The organism is Sporosarcina highlanderae, from assembly GCF_030433715.1.
In the GTDB taxonomy this organism is placed as follows: Bacteria; Bacillota; Bacilli; order Bacillales_A; family Planococcaceae; genus Sporosarcina; species Sporosarcina highlanderae.
On sequence record NZ_JAROCC010000001.1, the window covers coordinates 395,320 to 415,960 of the forward strand.

The window sequence follows — 20,641 nt, forward strand, 5'->3', positions numbered from 1 at the left end:
GTTCAGCTCCCAAAGCGTTTTTCCTTTATTTATTATCCGATCGCTCGGTTCAATGCATGAATGACGCCTGCATGAAGTCCCTCATGCCAAAGAGCGAACTGCATGACCGCATCGACTGTACCCATCGTTAACATATCTCCAATTTTGAGAGGTTCAGGCATGACATCATCAAGCTTGCCTTCCAATGCTTCAAGGACTCGCGGCAACTGTTCTTGAAGAGCTACTTCCAATTCTTCTTGTGAAGGGGCTTGACCTTCCCATTCTGCAGGGCTTGTCCCCATTCCAAAAAACGTGTCCCACTCACTATGTCGCGGCTCATAGTCCGGCAGAGCCTTTGCTGCGAATTGTTCCATTGAAATATATAGGTGTCCGACATTCCACCGAATCGTATTATTAAAACCGGTTGGCTGCTTGTCCCACGTATCTTCTTTTGTCTGAGATAAGCGCCCCATCGTATACATTCTTGCAAATTTCAACTGTGCAATTGTTTCCATTTCACATTCCCCCTTTTCATTATCATACTAAAGATTTAATGAAAAGGAAAAAGCGGGTATCCTAACGGAGTCCGCTTTACGTAAGATCTATCGGTTTGTCATTTCTCTTTTGGCTATTCCATTTTTCTCGGGTCATGCTGTCGAATTCCCGCTTTTCTTGCACATTTACAGGATGGTCTTCCAACACGTTGAATTCTTTGGTTAACGGTTTATTTTCACTAAAAGCAGATGGACCATCCATGCCCACTTTGTCTTGAGCGTTTTTGCGGAATTCATAAGTGAAGTTCGAGTCGGCAGGGTCCGCTAAAGGCAGTTCATACGCCGGTCCTACTCCTTTTCCGGGATGCAGAATCTTCGGTTCCAGGTCCTTTTTATTCGGATATTTACCATCTACGATCGTCATATGGCATTCCTCCTTTTCCTCATCTTCAAACACGGAAAGCACGCGCATGGAGGGAGGTGGTTTTTATCTATTCCCTTTCACAATAAAACCTAAACCTTTTTTTCAAGGGAACATCGCCTGTGAATTTTCGTTAATACTAACATGAAAAGTCATGGGGTGACTGTATGCAAAAATGGTTTGGCGCTGTCTTTCCTATTGTCAGTATTTTACTGTTATTATGGATCGAGCAAGGTATTGACGTGACGTACGGAGTTAAAACGGTGGCAAAGATCATACTACTTGTAGGGATTCCAATCATGCTTTTCCGTTCCACGAACTTCCCATTTCTTCGTTTTCGAAAAGCAGATCGAAATAGTATTCGGAATGCCTTCATTTTCGGGATCGCGATAATGGTGCTTATCATAGGTGCATTTTTAGTAATGCAACGGTTTATTGACATCCCTGCCTTACGCGAAGATTTAATGACGTCCGGCATAACGCCTGCTATCTTTCCGTTCATAGCAATTTACATTCTTTTTGGAAATTCTATCATCGAGGAATTCTTTTTTCGCGGACTGTTACCAGACTTATTCGGACGGGGTGCAATGCGTTTTCTCCTGCCGCCATTCTTTTTTGCCATTTATCATATCGCCATCTTCCTGCCATGGTTCACGCTACCGATTTTACTCTTGGCTATAGGCGGACTCTGGACAGGCGGATTGATCTTTCAGATTGCGAATGAAAAATCTCATACCATTTTGCCGTCTTGGATCATACATATGTTTGCGGATCTTGGCATATTACTTGTTGGGATTTATGTTCTTTATTTTTACTGATAAAAAATCCGCATGCCCTGCCAAGTTTCCCGGCAATGCATGCGGATTTTTTTATTTTGTAGGTACTGTCACAGTCACTTTGAACAGGTCACCGTCGAGCTCAATTTTCATAGTTCCTTGGTGCATATCGACGATTGATTGCGCGATGGCCAAGCCGAGACCTGAGCCGTCGGTATGACGCGATGTATCCGCACGCTTGAAACGTTCGAACAGTTCATCGACATTTTCACCAAGCTCATATTTTGTAATATTTTTCATGACAAACTCTGCGGAGTCTCCGACTTTTCGAAGTGTTACGTAAACGCGTGTGCCCGGAAGAGAGTATTTGACAGCATTGACAATCAAGTTATCTAAAACGCGCCACCATTTTTGTCCGTCAACTTGGGCAATAAGACTCTCGTCAGGCAATGTTGTCCGGAAATCTAAGTCAGATTCCGCGATTCCGTTTGCATGTTCGGCAAGTGCCTGTTGAAGCAATTGCGTTAAATCGACACGTTGTTTGTGGAGTTCAAGATTGCCGCTCGCCATTTTCGACACTTCGAATAAATCCTCAATAAGTGTTTTTAGACGTTGTGATTTTTTATCAAGAATATCGATATATTTCGCACGTTCTTCCGGAGTGATGTCTTCATCTTTCAGTAGATCGGTATACGTGATAATTGACGTAAGCGGCGTTCTCAAATCATGGCTCACATTTGTAATTAATTCCGTTTTCAATCGCTCACTTTTCGCCTGCTCAGTCATGGAAATCCGAACGCCTTCACGAAGATTATTTAAATTCTTCGCATGATCAGCAAGAGGCGAACGACCTTCTACTTTGATGTCTTCATTTAATTGTCCTGCCGCCATCTTTTCTGTTGCGACGATGATCCGGTTCAAGTATGCCATACGTCGGAAATAGATAAATAACGCGGGAAGCCCTATGAATATCACGCAAAACGCATAGATGATGAAGAAAATCCCGTCAATGAACATGGCGACAAACCCAATTCCCGCAAGGAAAAAGCCGAAAAGCAGGATGAGTGTTTGCACACCGATGGATTGTTTGAGGAACACTTCTTGCACAGCTTTAAGGAATCGCAAGCTGTAGCTATTCCTGAAATCCGCTTTAATAGCATCCTTATTCTTATACCGTTCCAAACTATTAACGATCTGGAAGGCAAGCAATGCGGTCGCTACCACACCAAAAAGGATAAAGGTTGTAAGGGAGAACCCCCAACTGCCTAAGCGAAAGTACGTGAAACGATTTAGCAGATTGGATGATTCGCTGTCGATATATCCAACTAAAACCAATGCCGTAAGGAACATGAACATCGCCTTCGCATCGATTTTCATATTTGCATACCGATCCGCGAGCGTTGATTCTGTCACCCATGCTTTTTGGAATTTCATGACGGTAAATAGAACAATCAGTGCTAAAATACCAAGTAGCCAAAAAGCGTACATACCATATTTTCCTCGTTTAAAATCTTTGTATTGATGAAACATCGCACCGCCTTTTTCAGCGCTGGATCGCGGAATGAGAATCTCGCCTTCAAATGATTTTACCGGATTTGCCATGTTCATTATATCCTCGTTTGAAATATGGGCTTCCGTATCTTTATATGAAATGGATGACCAATCCCCATTTGCATAGCCCTTAGGTAGCGAACTCGCCTTTAGATATCCATTAGACGCATCGAACTTCTTTTTATAGATTGCACTTGTAAATTCATCCCCAACTGAAAATGTTTCACCTGTCTCAACATCCGTTAAATTATAGATAACCGGAAGCGAAAATGAATTCCTATTAATTTCATTCAAAAATTGGTCTAACGCTCTTTCTTTCTCTTTTCGGATTTTCGCCTCAACATGGGCATCATCCGCAAAGTTTTTCTTGATGTCTTCGATTTTGGTATCTCGTTCAGCGACCAAAGCTTCCCTTAATACTTCGTTCTTTTCCTCTCTTGCATTGAAAATTCTTTGGGCATATTGCTCTTGGATATTTGATAGCTGTTCCGGCAATGAGCCATAGTATGTCCGATGATCCTCGATTTCGCGAGGAGTTACGGTAATCTTTTTCTTCGCTTCTTCCCGATCAATCGGATTCAGGACGGTTGGGCCAATATAATCATAAAACTCATCAAGCCGCCACTTCAGGTCGCCTGAGTCGGAGAAGTCCTTGCCAATGATATTGGGACCTTGCCGATTTATTGAAAAGGCAGCAAGCAAGACGATTGTGACGAGTGCAGCCCATATTAATAAAATCGATTTGTTTTTCATTAGGCAACGCCTCCTTTAATGATTCTTGAAAAATAGGCGATTGCCCGTGTCGAGCGTTCCCAACCATCCTCAACGAGTTCAATGACATGCGGAAAGCAATACCCGATGCTAAGTACGGCGATGAAGATGGAGATAATGGACAGTGCAATGCTCCAGTCACTTTTCGATTTTGTAGCCAATGCCCCACACCACCTTTACATACCTTGGATTTTTCGGGTCCGCCTCGATTTTCTCGCGGATTTTTCGGATATGGACCGCCACGATGTTTTCCGCGTTATAAGCCTCTTCATTCCAAACACGTTCGTAAATTTCATTTATGGAAAACACTCGCCCAGCGTTCTTCATAAGTAATTCCGTAATTTTGTATTCAATCGGCGTCAGTTTCACAGGTTTTCCGTCAACCGATAATTCCTTCGCATCTTCATCGAGAACAAGCCCATCAATTCGGACCTTTTTCTGACCATCATATGTGCCCAATTGGACGTATCTTCTTAGCTGGGACTTAACGCGCGCCATCAATTCTAACGGGTGGAAAGGCTTCGTCACATAATCATCCGCTCCAACCGACAATCCATGGATTTTATCCGAATCCTCCACCTTGGCGCTCAGCATGATGATCGGAATGTTTTGCGCCTCCCTGATTTTGAACGTCGCTGTAATCCCATCCATATTTGGCATCATAATATCGAGGATGAGCAGATGGATTTCATTCGTGGCAAGCAAGTCAAGCGCCTCTTTCCCATCCGCAGCTTTCAAGACGTCATACCCTTCGTTTTTCAGATAAATCTCAATCCCATCGCGGATCTCCTTATCATCATCCGCCACAAGCACTGTGAACTTCGCCATCATCCGCACCTCTCTTTCCTCTATGATACCAATTGTAGTGGATAAATCTTAACATTCCATGAGGGGAATTATGAAGAAATTCTTAAGATGGATGGGTGGATGGCTTAAGATTTATGCTGATAATTGTTTGAGTGGTGATAAACTACGGGTGAGTGGTGATAAAGGGGCGCTAAGCGGTGATAACGCCGCTTTAAGTGGTGATAAACAGTGATTTAGTGGTGATAACCTTTTGTCGGCTTGGAAAGTAGGCGGATTTTTATGGAACTCTCCTTGGAAATCACTCGAAATGTGGCGTGGCGAGGGTAATGCCGGCCGAGTCGGTGATAAATCGCGACAAGTCGGTGATAAACACACGAGAGTCGGTGATAACTCCCAACAAGTCGGTGATAAACACACGAAAGTCGGTGATAACTCTTTTTTACCGGCAATACGATGTCCCAAGGTACATTGTTATTCACCCTCAAATCGAATAATCCACATCAAATTGTACATGCTTCCCATATACCGGGAGGTGAACTGAAATGGCAAAAGACAAAGAGAAGAAAATCAAAAAAGGCAATACGTTGGATCGTGAGGAATTCGGATACGGCTTTGACATCAGCCCTGATGATATGGGTGTGATCGGAAAGAACAACAACGTAAAGAATAAAAACAACAAGAATAAAGATAGTGATGAACAACGCCCACCTACCAACTGGTAATCAATGTTGACTTTTTCGAATAAAATAACTATACTCATCACAACTACATCTTACAAAGGCAATGAGAGGGAAAAGTAAAAAGCGGATGTCGCATAGAGAGCTTCTGACGGTGGAAATGAAGCGGACGAAACTTTTGAACATGATCCTTGAGCCGCGCACTGAACGTCTTCGGACCAATAGGATGCGACGAGTTGGCACTTGTTATCCTCGCCGAAGTATAACGCTTTTTTGGCGCGTACTTTTGGAGATAATTAGTGTGAACTGATTATGCAGTAAGGTGGTACCACGGGTAAATGAACCCCGTCCTTATCGATTTTTTATCGATAGGGACGGGGTTTTTTATTTTTAAGGAGGAATGGAAATGGCTGTTTTTATTGGTGGGGCTTGGCCGTATGCGAATGGTTCGCTACATTTAGGGCATATTGCGTCGTTGTTGCCGGGCGATATTTTGGCGAGGTATTATCGTTTGAAGGGCGAAAAGGTGCTTTATGTTTCCGGGAGTGACTGTAATGGGACGCCGATTTCGATTCGAGCAAATGCGGAAGGAGTATCCGTGAAGGAGATTGCGGACCGCTATCATACTGAGTTTGTTGTTAGTTTTTTGAGACTCGGATTCTCGTATGATCTTTATACACGGACGGATGGGTCGTTCCATCATGAAGTTGTTCGTGAAGTTTTTCTGAAACTGTTGGAGCGGGGGTTTATTTACAAGAAGGAAATGGACCAGACGTATTGCGAGTTTGATGAACGTTTTCTTCCCGACCGCTTCGTGGAAGGAATCTGTCCGAATTGCGGAAGCCGGGCACGTGGTGATCAATGCGACAATTGCGGTTCGATTTTAGACCCGCTTGATTTGAAGGAGCGGACTTGCAAGCTATGCGGCAAAAAGCCGAGTGTGAGAAAGACGGAACATTTTTATTTCAAATTAAGTGAATTCCAAAAGCAACTTGAAGCGCTTGTTGCTCATGCAGATGAAGATGGGAGTTGGCGTGAAAACGCGATTCGTCAGTCAGAACGTTATTTGCACGAAGGCCTTCATGACCGAGCTGTTTCAAGGGATTTGGAAAACGGCGTCAACGTGCCGGTCGTAGGTTACGAGGATAAGAAGATTTATGTGTGGATTGAGGCGGTGACGGGCTATTATTCAGCAAGCCGGGAATGGGCAATGTTGAACCGTGCCGATTACGCTAGTTTTTGGGATGAAGATGCGGTTGCCTACTATGTACATGGCAAGGATAATATCCCTTTCCATACAATCATTTGGCCTGCCATCCTGATGGGAATCGGCAAGGAAAAGGCATTGCCGACCCATGTTATTTCCAACGAGTATTTGACGTTGGAAAAGCGTAAGTTATCGACAAGCCAAAACTGGGCGGTGTGGGTGCCTGATATATTAGATCGTTACCACCCCGATTCAGTTCGGTATTTTTTGACTGCGAATGCTCCAGAAAGTAGAGATGCGGATTTTTCTTGGCGTGAGTTCATTTATAGTCATAATTCGGAGTTGTTAGGGGCATATGGGAACTTTGTAAATCGGACGTTGAAGTTTATTGAGAAATCGTATAACGGGATTGTACCGCAAGCCGAAATAAATCAAGGAATAAAAAATACAGTTATGGAGCTATACCATGTCGTCGGCAAGAAAATCGAGAATGGTCATTTCAAAGAAGCAATTGAAACGATATTCAGCTTCATCCGTCAAGCGAATAAATATTTCGATGATGAAAAGCCGTGGATTCAAGTTAAGGAGGATGAAGTAGCATGCGAACGAACTATGGCTACATGCACATATATCATCGCTAACCTTTCGCAGTTGCTCTCCCCTTTCCTACCGTTTTCAAGTGAGGAAGTGCAAAACATGTTGAAATTAAGGAAGCCGGTATGGAAGGAAATTGAGGTCGGGAATTTGACACTGACTTGCGTGAAGCCTTTATTCGACAGGATTGAAGCGGGGCAGATTGAGGTGGAAGTGGAACGACTACTAAATCAATCAAAAGCTTAATAAATACAGCCACAATCTATGTCTCTCGGATTGTGGCTGTACTTTATTTCCTTAAAATCTTTTCCATCGCTTTTCCTTTTGCCAACTCATCGATTAATTTATCCATATAGCGGATTTCCTGCATTAACGGTTCCTCGATATCTTCAACTCGGACACCGCAGACAACCCCTTTGATCAATGCACGTGAAGGGTTTATTTGAGAAGCTTCCGCAAAGAAGTGTTCAAAGTCCGTCTTTTTTTCAATATGCGCTTCCAACTCAGCTTGGCTGTATCCAGTCAACCAACGGATAATTTCATCAACTTCCGATTTTGTCCGCCCTTTTTTCTCTGCTTTCGTAATGTAATGCGGATAGACGCTTGCGAAACTCATTGTATAGATTCTATGCTTAATCATGATATTTCCTCCCTTTAAAAGAACTTGGATTTATGTCATACCATTATATCATTGAATGATTTACATCAATAACCTTCGACTTTACAGCCAAGTCTAAAAATTCATGATGCAATCCCTCATCTGATTTGAGACAATGGTTGTATGCAAAAAAAATGGAAGGGGGGACTTCGTGAAAGAACGTCTCTTTTGGATTGCGTTAGGGTTACTCATTGTAAGCTGGACGTTAAACTCACTATACGCTCAGTCAAAACAATTGAGTGATCCTATATTTCTCGATCATTATATCGAAACGGCTTTGGATGATCATAATTATCTCACTCTCTACTATTTGACTAATAAAAACGACCGTTCTCGTATCAGTCATGTACGTCTTGGAAATTTGGACGGCTATCCACAGCACGACTTTATTTATGAAGATAATTCTATATATAACATCGATACTTATAATCATCATGTGTTGAGAAGTGTTTCAGTCCGTCTGCGAAATTACGAAACAGAAATCATGACGGATCTTATACTCAACGACATGGTTGTCTATTTTTCAGATGGAAGGCAAACTCATGCGTCCATCGGGGAAGTTATTATTCACCCAGAGGGATATTATCAACGGGAAGAATTAGTATTGTGGCAGCGTTCAGGCGGAGGTAGCACCGACGGTATCACTTGGCATTCATTCGAGGCAAGTGAATCGTTGGCAATTGAGGAGATCTCATTCCCTTTCAACGAACCAATCGAAGACCGATTCAACTTTTCAATTAGTGGTAGACAAAAAGACAGGACGCTTGAATCACTCGAACTTCCGATCCATTTAGATAAAGATAAGCTTGTGACGTTTCAAATCAACTTAAAAAACAAAAGTTCTGTGAACCCATACTCCTTCCCCATCCATCTAGCAGGAACAACAGAGCAAGGAAAACCTTTCTTAAGTTTCGCACATTATCATTTGTATCCGTATTTGACGCAGGCTGATGTGAATAAGATTATTGCTGAGAAGACGAGGGGGGCTTTGGGTGAATAAAGCGCTACGGAATATATTTTGGGGATACTTCTTCATTTTCTTCGATCTCTATATCATGATTGACGTATTAATGGATCCAATCGGTTATTTCTTGATTTACACCGGATGTGCACGGATTGTGAGTGCTTATCCGAATGCAAAAAAAGCAATGACAGTCGGGATGATTGGAATTTTTGTTTCATTGCCTTCTGTGTTTGTAAACCTATCGGATTCTGCATTACCTCTTGGATGGTCATTGTATGCGAGTATATTATCAATACTTAAATTGGTTATTGCGTTTTATTTATTCTATGTGTTAATGGAAATGGCCAAATCGTTTGGTAACGAGGCGCTTTATAACCGAACGCAGACTACGTTTAAATACTTTGTAACTATTCATTTTGCAATATTGACGGTTATGTCGTTTTCCATGAATGTTTCAGGGGACGGCTGGTTGGTACTGTCAGTGATTCTTGTAGTAGCAGGGGTCCTGATGGATATTCTATTTTTATTGTTAATAAGGGCATTTCTGCGGGCGTCTCCTGATGTTCGTACATTTAATTATTCTGTTTAACATGACAGTCAGCATACAGTAAATGGAATGGGGGTTAGTCAATTGTTTAAAAACGAAGCAAACCAAGTACGCGCAGGATGGCTTATATTTTTGGGGTTCGCTGCGATGTTCATTATGCAGCAGATTTTTGCCCTTCCGGGTGGAGTCTTGCTGGCATTAGTGGATTTTCCGTTCCAAGACGGAAATTACATGATTGATATTAATGAAGCATTTGCGAGACATCCATGGATTTTTCTATTGACCCAAGGCGGCGGGACAGTGGGTGGAATGCTTGCTACGGTGTTAGTATGGAAATTTGTCAATAAAGGGACATTGCGGGAGCTTGGATTTAGGGGATCGCTGAAAGATTTATGGTATGGACTATTTCTTGGTGCAGCTTCGATATTCGTTATTTTTGTGATTTTATTAGCATCCGGAAATATTGAAATGATGAATTCGTTTGGCAATCCGGAATTCACCGTGTACACCCTATCCTATCTCTTTTTATTCATCTTAGTCGGCTTTTTTGAAGAGATGTTTTTCAGGGGATATGTTATGTCGACGATGCAAAGTCGCGGGAATCGGAAATGGGTAATCTATGTAGTTTCAGCCGTTATATTCAGTTTAGTGCATGGTACGAATCCAAATGTCAGCGTATTAGGGTTGGTCAACATCGCATTGGTCGGTATTTTATTCGCCTATATGTTTGATGCAACAAATAGCTTGTGGTTGCCGATCGGCTATCATATTACATGGAACTACTTCCAGGGGAACGTTTTTGGATTTGCAGTGAGCGGGACAGCGCCGTACGGGATTTACAATGTATCGGTGGAAAACGGAAACGCCTTTCTGACAGGCGGAGCGTTTGGTCTTGAAGGAGGACTTTTAGCGACTTTGCTCATTGTTTTAGGGTTCTTTGCGACGAGGGTGTATGTAAGGATGAAGGCGGAATAGGTTGTTATTGCGTGGAACGTGGCGTTTATGCGTTTTTGGCGCGATTTATGCGTGAGATTCGGAATTTATGCGTAGCTGCGGGGATTTATGCGTGAGTTCAGGGATTTTTGCGTAGCTGAGGGGGTTTTATGCGTGAAGCGCGGAGTTTATGCGTACTTTCTAAGATTTATAAGCTTTTGGATGAATTTATGCGTTTTTGGAGAAATTTATGCATGTTTAAGGCTGCCTAATTGATGGCAGCCTTTTGTTTTCTTCCGCTTAATGTCAGAACGAGGATTCCGCCTAATAAAAGCGCAATGCCGCTCCATGAGATGATGTCAAGCCTTTCTCCAACGACGATTACGCTTAAGATTGCGGCAGTGAGCGGTTCGGCTAAGGATAGCGTGACAGCTGAGGACGATGGAATTAGTCGTAATCCGGTTGAAAACAGAATGTACGCAACACTTGTTGCTGCAATTCCTAGGTAAATCGTCGTCGAAATGCCGGGGAATGTGAGCAACCCTTCCGTTTCAAAGATGAATAAAAATGGCATGAGCATGACTGCGCTCAATGAGAAAATGACTGCCACTGAAGGAATCGTGTCTGCTTTTTCCAATACCTCTTTATTGAACAGCGTGTAAAAGGCGAATAGTAGGCCAGCACAAAGGGATAAAGTGACACCTACCGGATTGACGACCAACCCTTCTTTATTCGAAAATAATAAAACACATCCGACAATGGCAAGCGATGTCGCCGTTAGCCAGACTTTTGTTGGGCGGTGTTTTAGGACAAGCCATTCAATCAGCCCAGAAAACATCGGTGCGCTTCCAATTGCGACTACTGTTCCAATCGCGATTCCCGTCAAACGAATCGATGTGAAAAAGCAATATTGGAATATCGCCATTGCCAATGCAGATAAAAGTGTCGCTTTCCATGGCCAATTCCGAAAATCAATTTTCCGAAGAATAAGCATGACGATGAGCAAAGTGAAACCGCCGACTGTTAGGCGTGAAGCACCTACTGCCAATGGATGAACAGTTTGCGGCATGAACGTTTGCGCAGTGCCCGTCGTTCCCCAAAGTATCGCTCCAAAAAGCACAGCAACAAACGCAAGACGTTGTGACAAAGAAATCCCTCCCCCGATATATCGAATATATCATGTTATCGAAGGACGGTGTGTGAATTTTTTAAATTATTAGTTGTCGGACTCGATTACTTTTTTCAACTTCTCCAAAAGACCATCCCAGCCACCAGACATACGTGGACGGACGACATCATGCGACTCCCCAAATTCGGTCTGCTTTCCATCCTCCCAACCTGCATGAATGAAGGTCAATTCAGTTTTCCCATCGACTTCCCATAGGTGAAAATGAACTTGCCAATCCTTCCCCCAGTCGAATGAAAAGCGGTTTGGCGATTCTACTTCCGTCACTCTGCATGGCGATTCTCCCCAAGGCCCCGCTTGCAAGGTGAATTCCTTTCCTTCAATCGGTTCCATATCACTCGGCATGAACCAGGCACTCATTCCTTCTGCTGTTGAGACATAAGGCCAGACCGTTTTGATAGGTGCATTGATTACGATATTTTTTTTGATTTGATTTTCCGACATTTGCTTCTCTCCTTAAGCTTATTTCGTTATTAACTTCCAAATTGATAGCTATGTTGCTACTGTAGATTATGAGCGTATCCTTGTCAAAAAGGACATAAAATATATTTATTGAATTAACTGTAACATTTCAAACACTTAAACGTGTTAATAGAGAGATCATTAAAAAGGGGGGCCAAATGCAAATCAAAGGAAAGCAGTTGGAAAGCCTGTATAGGCAATATGCAAGGTCCCTTTATTTTTACCTTCTAAAATTAAGTGGTTCAAAGCAACTTGCTGAAGACTTAACACAAGAGACATTCATTCGCGCCACTATTAATTTACAGACCTATGAAGATGAAGAGGCACGTGCTTGGTTGTTTAAAGTGGCTCGTAATGCGTATTTAGATGAATGGCGCAAGCAACAGCGACGGCGAACTATTCCACTTTTTGCAGCTTTATTATCAAAAACGGAAATGATTAGCCCGTATGGAATCCCTGAAGAATCCTTATTGGCGCAAGAGCAGAATGAACAACTTGAAGATCTTTTAAACTACTTACCTGAGCACTATCGCTCCATCATTTATTTGCGGGAGTATGAACAATTTTCTTATAAAGAGATTTCAGAGTCCTTGCAGCTGACGCAAGACCAAGTGAAAGTGACGCTTTATCGTGCAAGGAAGCGTTTGGCAGACCTCTTTGAAAAGAAAGGGTGGCAGTATGACGGAATGGAATAAAGACTTGGAAAAAAGAATTTTAACGAAATCCCGTTTCACATTAACGTTCCGGATTCTTCGTATTTTGTTAGTGATATTTCTGATTAATTGTGGCTATATGTTTTTGATTAATTTCATTGCTGAAAAGCTTAATATGACAAAAGAAAATGCGTATTACACAAAGCTTGCAACGGAATGGACTGTACCGAATGTACGTGGAGACTTTCAATTTGAGAAAGAAGAATTGACGGTTTTTGGCACTCAAAAATTATCATACAACTTGCTAAAGAGGGTCGGGAATGGTGAAAAGGTTATCGGCCAGGCAACTGTAATGAATCGCCTTGCCAGTCCATCGACATTTTCATTGTCACACCCTGGGCAAAAACAGCTGAGCGAATTCTCTTTTTCATTGCCCATCGATCCACATACAGGAAGAAAGTTGGAAGGTAATGCGTGGTCAAATGTATGGGGAACTCTGTCAATGCTACCTGAAGGGACTGTAGGAGAGCTTGCATTTTCCACAACAAGCTTTATGGAATCAAAAGAGCTGATTGACTTCCTTGGAAAGTATGACCTTCATGTTTTATGGATGCCGTTATATACGGGCGAGTTCGTAGATTACGAGCCTTACGTATCAACTAGGGGGGGAGATAATTCCCTAATGGTCCCCCACTTCGGGCTAACCGGAGGAAATGATCGTAGTGAAAGCTTTCATGAGTCATACAGAATTCTATGGTTAAATGAAGAGAGTCTTAGTGAAAGTGAAGAATTGATGCTGAAAAACATGGAAGATCTTTTAACGAATAAGTCTAAAAGCTATTATGAGCAATTTTTAGGACTTGGGCATTTGGAGGAAAAATATGAGTACTTAAAGAATAACGGATTCATCGTATATGGTGCCGTTGTGACAGGACCTGTCAAAGAGTTGTTAAAACTTCAGGATGTTTCATTCATTCAAGGCGAGCAATTAGGTGAAGTGGAATTGTGGAATTGGAAGCCGGATAATAAATAAAGGGCGAGTTTGAATGTCGAAAAACAAAGGGGCGTAGTCACACTATGAGTTCATTTACATTATTGGTTTCAGACAGTCCGTTAACAGAAGTTGATCATAGCGGCATTGTTAGGATTACAGTAAGAGAATTGAAGAAGTTGTATCCGATTAATGAAAATACACCAGAGGAGCCTTGGCATTCGATGGATGATGATGCCCGCATTTTGCATGCGCCTGATCAGTCAGCATTTGGTCAACTTGCTATATCGGTTTGTACAAATCCACCTTATGACTTGGATTTTTACTCCGAAAAGGAATATTTGTATTGGGTTTCTGGAAGTTGGGAAGGTAAATTTTTAACTGATTTTGCGGATTATTTAAAGGAATATATTAAAGCAGAAGAAAACGTACAGTTACTGATTTTCTGGGCTGGTGACGGAGAGCAAGAATTGGTAGAACAAACGGTGAGAATCGATGAAATTGAGCCGACTCAACTTGAATTGTTCAAACGTGAAGACAATCTTCGTTTGCATTTTGTGTAAGTTCATCTGAAAGGCGCTTTTCTTTTACATGAAAAGCGCCTGGTTTTTCATTAAGGAAGAAAATCAAGTTTTTTGAGCTTCTCCATAATCTCCGGGTGAATCCGATTCTCCTTTTCATCAATCACATTGTCTGCATCAATTTCATTGAACACATCGTAGATAGCTTTTAACTGGTTCATTTGTTCAGCCGTCGGCGGCTTACTATCCATTTGGTTCAGCAAGTTAATGGCGACTTCTAATGATATAGTCAAGTCTCGATTCAGATCCTCAACCGTCCCTAACAATCCCCAAGCATTATAAAGATCTTCTATAATCGGATAGATGATGGCCCTTCTCTTTTCTGTATCCTGAAGAGTGTTCTCGTCAGCCTCTAAAACCGTCAACGTTTTGGTTGTAAAAGCGGTGTGCATTAATTTGTATGCGTCTTTGAAGAAGGCATAAGACGCTGGTTTGTTATATTGATCCTGCATATTCTCTTTTTTATAAAAAGTTTCTTTCTGATACCCTTTTTCCTTTATATCGTAAGTGAATTTCTGCACCGTTTTATCAGCATGCTGCGATATAACCATAACAATTCCTTGTTTTCCGTCAAATATGGTTGTGCTGAAATCTACAGACCCTAACTGCACATAATCATCGAAGAGCGGATACGTTTCCTCACCGTCTTTCACTACCAACATCCAGGTCTGTCCATCGTCCCAAGCAAAAAGGCCATTCTCGGTTTTTCCTGCATTCACATACAATTCGACTACTTCCTCTTCACCATCCCGATCAAGGTCCAAGGTGACTTTCTTATAGAGCGTTTGAGGGTATTTTTCAATTTCCTTTGCATGAATTATTGAATTGTAATAACTTACTTGTTGATTCATTGCTCGCTCAAGCGCTTCCCTTTCCTCTTCTATTGTTTTTAACAGAGTATCTTTTTCTAATGAAATTTGCTCAATTTGCTTTTTCAGTTCGTTAATTTCGTTTGCATGTTCTGTGTTTACTTGATCGGCGTTGCCTTTATCTACGTCTCCCTGATCTGTACAAGCGACAAGTATACCCGTTAGGCATACAGTTCCCAGTAAAAGCTTCCTCATTTCTCATCCCCCTAAAGTTTAAAAAATCCGTTCGTGTTTCCCTACTATTGATACGTCGTTAACGTTCAATTAGTTTCAATAGTCGAAAACTATTTAGTGGAAGGTAATACATTTCCCGCGGTCTCTTTTACTTCCTAACTAAAATCGATTCACGTCAAATGCCTTCAGCCATTAATTTTATTCGATTAATCGTGATAGGTAGAGAATGTCTATCGGCAAAGGATCAGATCCTTTGCGAGTTGCCGGTCGAAGAATAGACCTGGGGCGAAAAGAATGGACCCTCAACCTGGAAGAATGGACCTTGAAACCGGAAGAATGGACCCCTGGTGCAAAAGAATTGACCCTTAATCCGGAAGAATGGACCTTCGTATAGAATAGGTGAATTTTTTTCTACGTTAACGAGAACTCGCCAAGTGCCAACGAGAACTTTTCCTTGAAATCAGGAATTTCCACAGCTGAACGATCTCAATCTTTCACTAAAAATCTATTGAACGACCAAATGCTCTATGATACACTGGATGACAGGCTTTCTGCCACGTGGTTCGCAAACCTCCCACGTAAAAAAAACTAAGGAGAAATGAATATGAAAATAAAAACAATGGCAACGAGCGGGATTATCGCTGCGTTGTATGTTGCTGTGACGTTTTTGATTGCCCCGTTCGGGTTCACAAACATCCAGTTTCGCTTGTCGGAGATGTTCAATCATCTCGTTGTGTTCAATAAAAAATATATCATCGGTGTCGTCTTAGGTGTTTTCGTTGCGAACTTGCTCTTTTCGGAGCTTGGACCAATCGATCTCGTATTCGGTGTAGGGCAATCCATACTTGCACTATCGATTACAATCCTATCCGCGAAATTCATCAAAGGACTATACCGTCGGATGTTTTTCAATACAATTGTCTTCACGTTCACGATGGTCATCATTGCATGGGAGCTGAACATCGTTTTAGAGTTTCCTTTCTTATTGACATGGCTGTTCGTCGCTGTCGGCGAATTCGTTGTCATGGCAGTCGGTATTCCGGTAATGGTGGCTTTGAATAAAAGGCTTAATTTCGAGAAGTTAATATGACATAAAAAAGGCGTTCCAATTTTAATTGGACGCTTCTTTTTTTGGAAATTAATTTTGAACTATTCTGTAAACTCGATTGTATAATAGTAATATCTATGATACGGTTTTCCTTAACAAGCTATAAAGAAAGGGTGGAAATGATTGAAAAGAGCCTTTATTCTCTTTCTGTTCTTACTGTTAACGGCATGTTCACAAACGGATAAAAACCACGAGAATCCGACCGGTGGTGAACCGATTCAGAAAACCAAACAGGACTTCGGGAAACCTGTGCTCCATATTGGCGTCGATGCTGGGGTCACAATGGCAATTATTGATAAGTATTGCTGGGAAGTTGAAGGGAAAACTTGTAGTATCGTTCCAGACAAACCGCATGATCTTCTACTTGGAAAATTTTCATTAACTGTTCCAAAGGGTCAGGAGATATCTTTTAGAATTGGTGCAAGAAGTTTTGAGGAACTTGTCTTAAATGATATGGAGTCGGTCACTATGACTCAGTTTTTTAAGAGTGAAGAGTCCGAGGTGGAGGTACCGGAAGACGAGGACGGCAGTCGATCCTTTATTGCTCCAAATGAACCGGGAAGATACTTTTACTCGGGTTTAATCAGATGGGATAGCGAGGTTAAAGGCGAGGCAAGCTTTGCTTTTTCCATTGTTGTTAAGTGAGAAAGTTTTTTACAATGAAAAAGTGGAAGGTGAGAAATGATGTTACTCACCTTCCACTTTTTTATTTATACTTGCGCATGTCTAAATTGTTTTTTCAACATCCATGCATGGAAGAAATACTCACCCACCGCGACAATTGCACTGGTAAGTACCGCTTCTCCGAAGGAATCCCTATATCCCAATATATGAAGACCTCCCCAAATGATTAAGGCAGCTAAGATGAAATCACTAAACGTTGCCGCCCCATTTCCTATTTTCGGAAGAATTATTGCGTCACCAAGATAAGAGACCAGGAGTAAAAACACCCCGATTATTGTCGAATGAACAAAAGAAACGTCATAAACAACACTCAAAACAATCCATAGTACCGAAAAAACCAATGCCGCCTTGATTATCAATGACAACGTATGGTTCAAATGTGAATCACGATTATGATGGTCGGTCATCATCATTCTCCTCCTTTTCGATCAACGTTAACTCTTTCATATGCGTATTGATTCCCTATATAATGAAAGCAATTCAAGGGAGGACTTTCATATGTATATGACCATTCAAGAAACTGCCGAATACTTAGGGATGCCAGTCCAACAAGTTCAAAAATATGTTTGGGAAGGTCGAATCCGTGCTGTTCACGACGGGGAACAATATATCATTAACCAAAATCAATTCGGCAATTATTTCAATCAGCTGGAAATGCTGAAAAAACAGATTGAGGACTATTTGAATGAACCGATTCCGCCTGACCGTGATATCAAAGATGAGGATTAAAAACTGTCACTTAGGGTAATCTAAAAATAGCGATTGTAAGTAGTAATAAAGACACAATTTTTTTATACAATTCGACAGTATTCTCAAATTTGGAAAGCCTAATTATTTCGCTATACGGACTATCATGAAGGTGTTCAGGCCGGTTTATGAAAAAATAAAATATTCGATTCGAGTCAGTTGTCGAACTATTACCCCTTTTGCGTTCCCACTGAACGGTTGGTATAGTGTATAGTCGTTTCAAAATTAATTATTCATAGGGGGAAACATGCGAAAAATATCAAATGTGTTTTATATAACAATCGGTCTTATAATTGTAGCCGTTGGGTACGGAGTTATAGCCGCAGACAGTTTTGCGGCCGTGACATCTTCCATAAAGTCTTTCATTTCATCTTCGTTCGGATGGTATTATATGCTTTTGCTTTCATTGCTACTTGTCCTTAGTCTATTCGCTATTTTCAGTCCAGCCGGTAAAATACGATTGGGAAAAGACGATGATCGTCCATCATTTTCCACAATCACTTGGATTGCAATGCTATTCTCTGCTGGTATGGGAATTGGGTTAGTCTTTTACGGTGCTGCTGAACCGTTATCTCACTACGCAATCAACCCACCAACAGCCGAACCTAATACCGATGCCGCATTTAAAGAGGCGATGCGCTATACATTTTTCCATTGGGGTTTTCATGTGTGGGCTATGTATGGAATTGTCGCTTTGTCACTTGCTTACTTCCAATTCCGTAAAGGCGAACCGGGGTTAATTTCAGCAACATTGAAGCCGATTTTCGGTAAAAAAATGGAAGGGCCCTTAGGTGTCCTCATTGATGTACTTGCCGTTTTTGCAACAGCTTTTGGCGTTGCCACTTCTCTCGGCTTCGGTGCTGTTCAAATTAACGCAGGGCTGAATTATCTTTTCGGCTTCACAATCGGTTTCACTTCACAGCTAATCATTATCGTTGTGGTTACTATTCTATTTATCATGTCCGCTTGGTCGGGACTCAGCAAAGGAATTAAGTATTTATCAAACACAAACTTACTACTTGCGCTCGCACTTTTAGGTTTTGTACTTATCTTAGGACCGACTTTGCTCATTTTTGATATCTTCACGGATACACTTGGAGGTTATCTTGCCAACTTAGTATCGATGAGTTTCCGTACGGCCCCATTGAATGCTGGGCATCGTGAATGGATGGACAGTTGGACAATTTTCTACTGGGCTTGGTGGATTTCCTGGGCTCCTTTTGTCAGCATGTTCATCGCTCGCGTTTCAAAAGGAAGAACGATTCGGGAATTCATGGTTGTGGTTATGTTGGCGCCAACGCTCTTAAGCGCAATCTGGTTTTCCGCATTCGGAACAGCTGCCATCAATATCCAAAAGGAAGGGATTGCAGACTTAGCGAAATCATCTACTGAATTGACGATTTTCGAGATGTTCCACACAATGCCCATGTCGTTCATCATTTCAGTTTTTGCAGTTATCCTGATTGCTTCGTTTTTCATAACATCCGCAGACTCAGCAACGTTTGTATTAGGCATGCAGTCAACGTATGGTTCATTGACACCTCCAAATAGTGTAAAAATCATTTGGGGCGTTATCCAATCGACCATTGCAATCATTTTACTGTCTGTCAATGGGCTGACAGCATTGCAAAATACAATTATTATTGCAGCCTTGCCGTTCTCCTTTATCATGCTGCTCATGGTCATTTCCCTTATCAAGGCGTTGAAAGGTGAAAGACCGAAGAGGAAGTTAAAGGTTAGGGAATAAACGAAAAGGACTGACCGGAAAGTTGGCTAACACTTTCCGATTCAGTCCTTTTATTTAATTCGGTATTAAAACAGCTTCCTGTTGACGAATAATATGGATTAGGTCAGCGATCATCGCACTTCCGGTCGGATACATTCCGGCCCCAGGACCGACCACTGTCAGTGAACCAAGATACTCGGTCTCAACAATGACCGCATTGTCGACTCCGTCAATATTGAAAAACGGATGATTTGCGCCAATTAATGCAGGGCCAACTGTGCCTTGGGGTTCCCCTTTTTCATCCAACCAAATATCAGCAACATGACGATATCGATAATCCTCTTTTGCAGCGTCTGTAATTTCGTTTGATGGTAGATGATCGATTCCTACAACCGGAACTTCATCCCAATCAGGCTGCTCTCCAAAAGCAAGCGAGCTAAGGATCATCAATTTACGGAATGCATCCATTCCAGACACATCATCGGACGGATCTGCCTCCGCAAAGCCCTTTCGCTGGGCTTCAAATAGCGCTTCCTTGAATGAAGATCCCTCTTTCCTCATTTTCGTTAAAATGAAATTCGAGGTGCCATTCAGTATGCCTTGGATACGTTTAACCTGATCACCAGAAAGTAGATTCGTTACCGTCCGGATGATCGGCACTCCCCCAGCTACCGTTGCTTCGTATCCAATCTGCACATTACGGAACTCCGCATGTTTCATTAATGCAGGGCCATGTTCCGCGAACATCTTTTTATTCGCAGTAATGATGTGGCATCCCTTTTCAATTGTGTCGGACAAATACGTATAAGCAGGTTCTTCTCCTACAATTGCTTCAAAGACAATATCGATTTCAGGGTTATTCAATATATCCTGAAAGTTATCTGTAATTTGTATGCCTTTTATCGGCATACGTTTTTTGTTCTTATCTTTTACGAGAATGATCTCGACTTCAACGGTGAAACCCGTGCTTTTTTTAATCTCATCCCGCTTCTCCTGCAGAATTCTATATACACCTTCACCAACCGTACCAAATCCAAGTATCGCAACTTTAATTGACGGCATTCCGCAACATCCTTTCTCT

At 41.8% G+C, this 20,641-nt stretch carries 25 protein-coding genes and 1 riboswitch; of the genes, 14 read left to right on the plus strand and 11 right to left on the minus strand.

Going from position 1 to position 20,641, the window contains the following annotated elements:
• Positions 1-32: 32 nt before the first annotated feature.
• Both P5G49_RS01805 and P5G49_RS01810 read right to left on the minus strand, forming a co-directional pair.
• Positions 33-494, minus strand: a complete 462-nt coding sequence (locus P5G49_RS01805) for a DinB family protein (RefSeq protein WP_301241753.1) — start codon at positions 492-494, stop codon at positions 33-35.
• 76 nt (positions 495-570) lie between these two features.
• Positions 571-897, minus strand: coding sequence for a hypothetical protein (locus P5G49_RS01810; protein ID WP_301241754.1), 327 nt, complete (start codon positions 895-897; stop codon positions 571-573).
• Between the two features lie 164 nt (positions 898-1,061).
• On the opposite strand from P5G49_RS01810, the gene P5G49_RS01815 reads away from it, so the two are divergent.
• Positions 1,062-1,712, plus strand: coding sequence for a CPBP family intramembrane glutamic endopeptidase (locus P5G49_RS01815; protein WP_301241755.1), 651 nt, complete (start codon positions 1,062-1,064; stop codon positions 1,710-1,712).
• A gap of 51 nt (positions 1,713-1,763) precedes the next feature.
• On the opposite strand, the gene P5G49_RS01820 is transcribed toward P5G49_RS01815, so the two are convergent.
• The 3 genes from P5G49_RS01820 to P5G49_RS01830 are packed head-to-tail and all read right to left on the minus strand — an operon-like array spanning position 1,764 to position 4,820.
• Positions 1,764-3,974, minus strand: a complete 2,211-nt coding sequence (locus P5G49_RS01820; protein WP_301241756.1) for a histidine kinase dimerization/phospho-acceptor domain-containing protein — start codon at positions 3,972-3,974, stop codon at positions 1,764-1,766.
• Entirely contained in the window at positions 3,974-4,153 is a 180-nt protein-coding gene (locus P5G49_RS01825; protein ID WP_301241757.1) for a hypothetical protein, read from the minus strand. The genes P5G49_RS01820 and P5G49_RS01825 overlap by 1 nt, the downstream gene beginning before the upstream one ends.
• Positions 4,131-4,820 carry a response regulator transcription factor gene (locus P5G49_RS01830; RefSeq protein ID WP_301241758.1) on the minus strand — a complete coding sequence of 230 codons (690 nt, stop codon included), beginning with the start codon at positions 4,818-4,820 and terminating at the stop codon, positions 4,131-4,133. The genes P5G49_RS01825 and P5G49_RS01830 overlap by 23 nt, the downstream gene beginning before the upstream one ends.
• Positions 4,821-4,890: 70 nt before the next feature.
• On the opposite strand from P5G49_RS01830, the gene P5G49_RS01835 reads away from it, so the two are divergent.
• The 3 genes from P5G49_RS01835 (at position 4,891) to metG (ending at position 7,523) form a co-directional block, all read left to right on the plus strand.
• Entirely contained in the window at positions 4,891-5,031 is a 141-nt protein-coding gene (locus P5G49_RS01835; protein WP_301241759.1) for a hypothetical protein, read from the plus strand.
• Between the two features lie 310 nt (positions 5,032-5,341).
• Positions 5,342-5,521: a hypothetical protein gene (locus P5G49_RS01840; RefSeq protein WP_301241760.1), complete on the plus strand. Its 180-nt coding sequence runs from the start codon at positions 5,342-5,344 to the stop codon at positions 5,519-5,521.
• A 361-nt stretch (positions 5,522-5,882) separates the two neighbouring features.
• The gene (metG, locus tag P5G49_RS01845; protein ID WP_301241761.1) at positions 5,883-7,523 is read left to right on the plus strand and encodes a methionine--tRNA ligase; all 1,641 of its coding nucleotides are present in this window, start codon (positions 5,883-5,885) and stop codon (positions 7,521-7,523) included.
• 43 nt (positions 7,524-7,566) lie between these two features.
• On the opposite strand, the gene P5G49_RS01850 is transcribed toward metG, so the two are convergent.
• The gene (locus P5G49_RS01850; RefSeq protein ID WP_301241762.1) at positions 7,567-7,917 is read right to left on the minus strand and encodes a DUF2200 domain-containing protein; all 351 of its coding nucleotides are present in this window, start codon (positions 7,915-7,917) and stop codon (positions 7,567-7,569) included.
• A gap of 169 nt (positions 7,918-8,086) precedes the next feature.
• Here P5G49_RS01850 and P5G49_RS01855 point away from each other — a divergent pair, with 169 nt between their 5' ends.
• Genes P5G49_RS01855 through P5G49_RS01865 form a run of 3 tightly spaced genes read left to right on the plus strand, consistent with a single transcriptional unit; the run spans position 8,087 to position 10,421 of the window.
• A complete protein-coding gene (locus P5G49_RS01855) occupies positions 8,087-8,935 on the plus strand; it encodes a hypothetical protein (protein WP_301241763.1) in 849 nt (282 codons plus the stop codon).
• A complete protein-coding gene (locus tag P5G49_RS01860; protein WP_301241764.1) occupies positions 8,928-9,488 on the plus strand; it encodes a hypothetical protein in 561 nt (186 codons plus the stop codon). The genes P5G49_RS01855 and P5G49_RS01860 overlap by 8 nt, the downstream gene beginning before the upstream one ends.
• A 42-nt stretch (positions 9,489-9,530) precedes the next feature.
• Positions 9,531-10,421 carry a CPBP family intramembrane glutamic endopeptidase gene (locus tag P5G49_RS01865; RefSeq protein ID WP_301241765.1) on the plus strand — a complete coding sequence of 297 codons (891 nt, stop codon included), beginning with the start codon at positions 9,531-9,533 and terminating at the stop codon, positions 10,419-10,421.
• 226 nt (positions 10,422-10,647) lie between these two features.
• Here the strand turns inward: P5G49_RS01865 and P5G49_RS01870 are convergent, their stop codons facing one another.
• Together P5G49_RS01870 and P5G49_RS01875 are read right to left on the minus strand one after the other, a co-directional pair.
• Positions 10,648-11,526 carry a DMT family transporter gene (locus tag P5G49_RS01870; protein WP_301241766.1) on the minus strand — a complete coding sequence of 293 codons (879 nt, stop codon included), beginning with the start codon at positions 11,524-11,526 and terminating at the stop codon, positions 10,648-10,650.
• Positions 11,527-11,595: 69 nt separating this feature from the next.
• On the minus strand, positions 11,596-12,009 hold the full coding sequence (locus tag P5G49_RS01875; protein WP_301241767.1) for an SRPBCC family protein: 414 nt from the start codon (positions 12,007-12,009) through the stop codon (positions 11,596-11,598).
• A 176-nt stretch (positions 12,010-12,185) separates the two neighbouring features.
• Here P5G49_RS01875 and P5G49_RS01880 point away from each other — a divergent pair, with 176 nt between their 5' ends.
• From P5G49_RS01880 to P5G49_RS01890, 3 genes are read left to right on the plus strand one after another with little or no spacing between them, the layout of a single operon-like run.
• Positions 12,186-12,722 carry a sigma-70 family RNA polymerase sigma factor gene (locus P5G49_RS01880; protein WP_301241768.1) on the plus strand — a complete coding sequence of 179 codons (537 nt, stop codon included), beginning with the start codon at positions 12,186-12,188 and terminating at the stop codon, positions 12,720-12,722.
• Positions 12,706-13,713: an anti-sigma factor gene (locus tag P5G49_RS01885; RefSeq protein ID WP_301241769.1), complete on the plus strand. Its 1,008-nt coding sequence runs from the start codon at positions 12,706-12,708 to the stop codon at positions 13,711-13,713. Before P5G49_RS01880 ends, P5G49_RS01885 begins: the two co-directional genes overlap by 17 nt.
• A gap of 44 nt (positions 13,714-13,757) precedes the next feature.
• A complete protein-coding gene (locus P5G49_RS01890; protein WP_301241770.1) occupies positions 13,758-14,234 on the plus strand; it encodes a hypothetical protein in 477 nt (158 codons plus the stop codon).
• Positions 14,235-14,284: 50 nt separating this feature from the next.
• On the opposite strand, the gene P5G49_RS01895 is transcribed toward P5G49_RS01890, so the two are convergent.
• Positions 14,285-15,316 carry a hypothetical protein gene (locus tag P5G49_RS01895; protein WP_301241771.1) on the minus strand — a complete coding sequence of 344 codons (1,032 nt, stop codon included), beginning with the start codon at positions 15,314-15,316 and terminating at the stop codon, positions 14,285-14,287.
• Positions 15,317-15,847: 531 nt separating this feature from the next.
• Positions 15,848-15,893: riboswitch (PreQ1 riboswitch) on the plus strand.
• Positions 15,894-15,899: 6 nt separating this feature from the next.
• Between P5G49_RS01895 and P5G49_RS01900 the strand changes: the two genes are divergently transcribed.
• Positions 15,900-16,385 (plus strand): QueT transporter family protein, encoded by a 486-nt coding sequence (locus P5G49_RS01900; RefSeq protein WP_301241772.1) that lies wholly within the window; start codon positions 15,900-15,902, stop codon positions 16,383-16,385.
• A 141-nt stretch (positions 16,386-16,526) separates the two neighbouring features.
• Positions 16,527-17,048 carry a hypothetical protein gene (locus P5G49_RS01905; protein ID WP_301241773.1) on the plus strand — a complete coding sequence of 174 codons (522 nt, stop codon included), beginning with the start codon at positions 16,527-16,529 and terminating at the stop codon, positions 17,046-17,048.
• 65 nt (positions 17,049-17,113) lie between these two features.
• On the opposite strand, the gene P5G49_RS01910 is transcribed toward P5G49_RS01905, so the two are convergent.
• Positions 17,114-17,494, minus strand: coding sequence for a DUF2512 family protein (locus P5G49_RS01910; RefSeq protein WP_301241774.1), 381 nt, complete (start codon positions 17,492-17,494; stop codon positions 17,114-17,116).
• 91 nt (positions 17,495-17,585) lie between these two features.
• Between P5G49_RS01910 and P5G49_RS01915 the strand changes: the two genes are divergently transcribed.
• Together P5G49_RS01915 and P5G49_RS01920 are read left to right on the plus strand one after the other, a co-directional pair.
• On the plus strand, positions 17,586-17,816 hold the full coding sequence (locus P5G49_RS01915; protein WP_301241775.1) for a helix-turn-helix domain-containing protein: 231 nt from the start codon (positions 17,586-17,588) through the stop codon (positions 17,814-17,816).
• Positions 17,817-18,081: 265 nt separating this feature from the next.
• Positions 18,082-19,581 (plus strand): glycine betaine uptake BCCT transporter, encoded by a 1,500-nt coding sequence (locus tag P5G49_RS01920; RefSeq protein WP_301241776.1) that lies wholly within the window; start codon positions 18,082-18,084, stop codon positions 19,579-19,581.
• A gap of 54 nt (positions 19,582-19,635) precedes the next feature.
• On the opposite strand, the gene P5G49_RS01925 is transcribed toward P5G49_RS01920, so the two are convergent.
• A complete protein-coding gene (locus P5G49_RS01925; RefSeq protein WP_301241777.1) occupies positions 19,636-20,622 on the minus strand; it encodes a homoserine dehydrogenase in 987 nt (328 codons plus the stop codon).
• Positions 20,623-20,641: the final 19 nt, after the last annotated feature.

What these genes read in the sequence shown, in the direction of transcription:
- P5G49_RS01805 (WP_301241753.1), bottom strand. Translation starts at nt 494, where the DNA reads ATGGAAACAATTGCACAGTTGAAATTTGCAAGAATGTATACGATGGGG.
- P5G49_RS01810 (WP_301241754.1), bottom strand. Translation starts at nt 897, where the DNA reads ATGACGATCGTAGATGGTAAATATCCGAATAAAAAGGACCTGGAACCG.
- P5G49_RS01815 (WP_301241755.1), top strand. Translation starts at nt 1,062, where the DNA reads ATGCAAAAATGGTTTGGCGCTGTCTTTCCTATTGTCAGTATTTTACTG.
- P5G49_RS01820 (WP_301241756.1), bottom strand. Translation starts at nt 3,974, where the DNA reads ATGAAAAACAAATCGATTTTATTAATATGGGCTGCACTCGTCACAATC.
- P5G49_RS01830 (WP_301241758.1), bottom strand. Translation starts at nt 4,820, where the DNA reads ATGGCGAAGTTCACAGTGCTTGTGGCGGATGATGATAAGGAGATCCGC.
- P5G49_RS01835 (WP_301241759.1), top strand. Translation starts at nt 4,891, where the DNA reads ATGAAGAAATTCTTAAGATGGATGGGTGGATGGCTTAAGATTTATGCT.
- P5G49_RS01840 (WP_301241760.1), top strand. Translation starts at nt 5,342, where the DNA reads ATGGCAAAAGACAAAGAGAAGAAAATCAAAAAAGGCAATACGTTGGAT.
- metG (WP_301241761.1), top strand. Translation starts at nt 5,883, where the DNA reads ATGGCTGTTTTTATTGGTGGGGCTTGGCCGTATGCGAATGGTTCGCTA.
- P5G49_RS01850 (WP_301241762.1), bottom strand. Translation starts at nt 7,917, where the DNA reads ATGATTAAGCATAGAATCTATACAATGAGTTTCGCAAGCGTCTATCCG.
- P5G49_RS01875 (WP_301241767.1), bottom strand. Translation starts at nt 12,009, where the DNA reads ATGTCGGAAAATCAAATCAAAAAAAATATCGTAATCAATGCACCTATC.
- P5G49_RS01880 (WP_301241768.1), top strand. Translation starts at nt 12,186, where the DNA reads ATGCAAATCAAAGGAAAGCAGTTGGAAAGCCTGTATAGGCAATATGCA.
- P5G49_RS01885 (WP_301241769.1), top strand. Translation starts at nt 12,706, where the DNA reads ATGACGGAATGGAATAAAGACTTGGAAAAAAGAATTTTAACGAAATCC.
- P5G49_RS01890 (WP_301241770.1), top strand. Translation starts at nt 13,758, where the DNA reads ATGAGTTCATTTACATTATTGGTTTCAGACAGTCCGTTAACAGAAGTT.
- P5G49_RS01895 (WP_301241771.1), bottom strand. Translation starts at nt 15,316, where the DNA reads ATGAGGAAGCTTTTACTGGGAACTGTATGCCTAACGGGTATACTTGTC.
- P5G49_RS01900 (WP_301241772.1), top strand. Translation starts at nt 15,900, where the DNA reads ATGAAAATAAAAACAATGGCAACGAGCGGGATTATCGCTGCGTTGTAT.
- P5G49_RS01910 (WP_301241774.1), bottom strand. Translation starts at nt 17,494, where the DNA reads ATGACCGACCATCATAATCGTGATTCACATTTGAACCATACGTTGTCA.
- P5G49_RS01915 (WP_301241775.1), top strand. Translation starts at nt 17,586, where the DNA reads ATGTATATGACCATTCAAGAAACTGCCGAATACTTAGGGATGCCAGTC.
- P5G49_RS01920 (WP_301241776.1), top strand. Translation starts at nt 18,082, where the DNA reads ATGCGAAAAATATCAAATGTGTTTTATATAACAATCGGTCTTATAATT.
- P5G49_RS01925 (WP_301241777.1), bottom strand. Translation starts at nt 20,622, where the DNA reads ATGCCGTCAATTAAAGTTGCGATACTTGGATTTGGTACGGTTGGTGAA.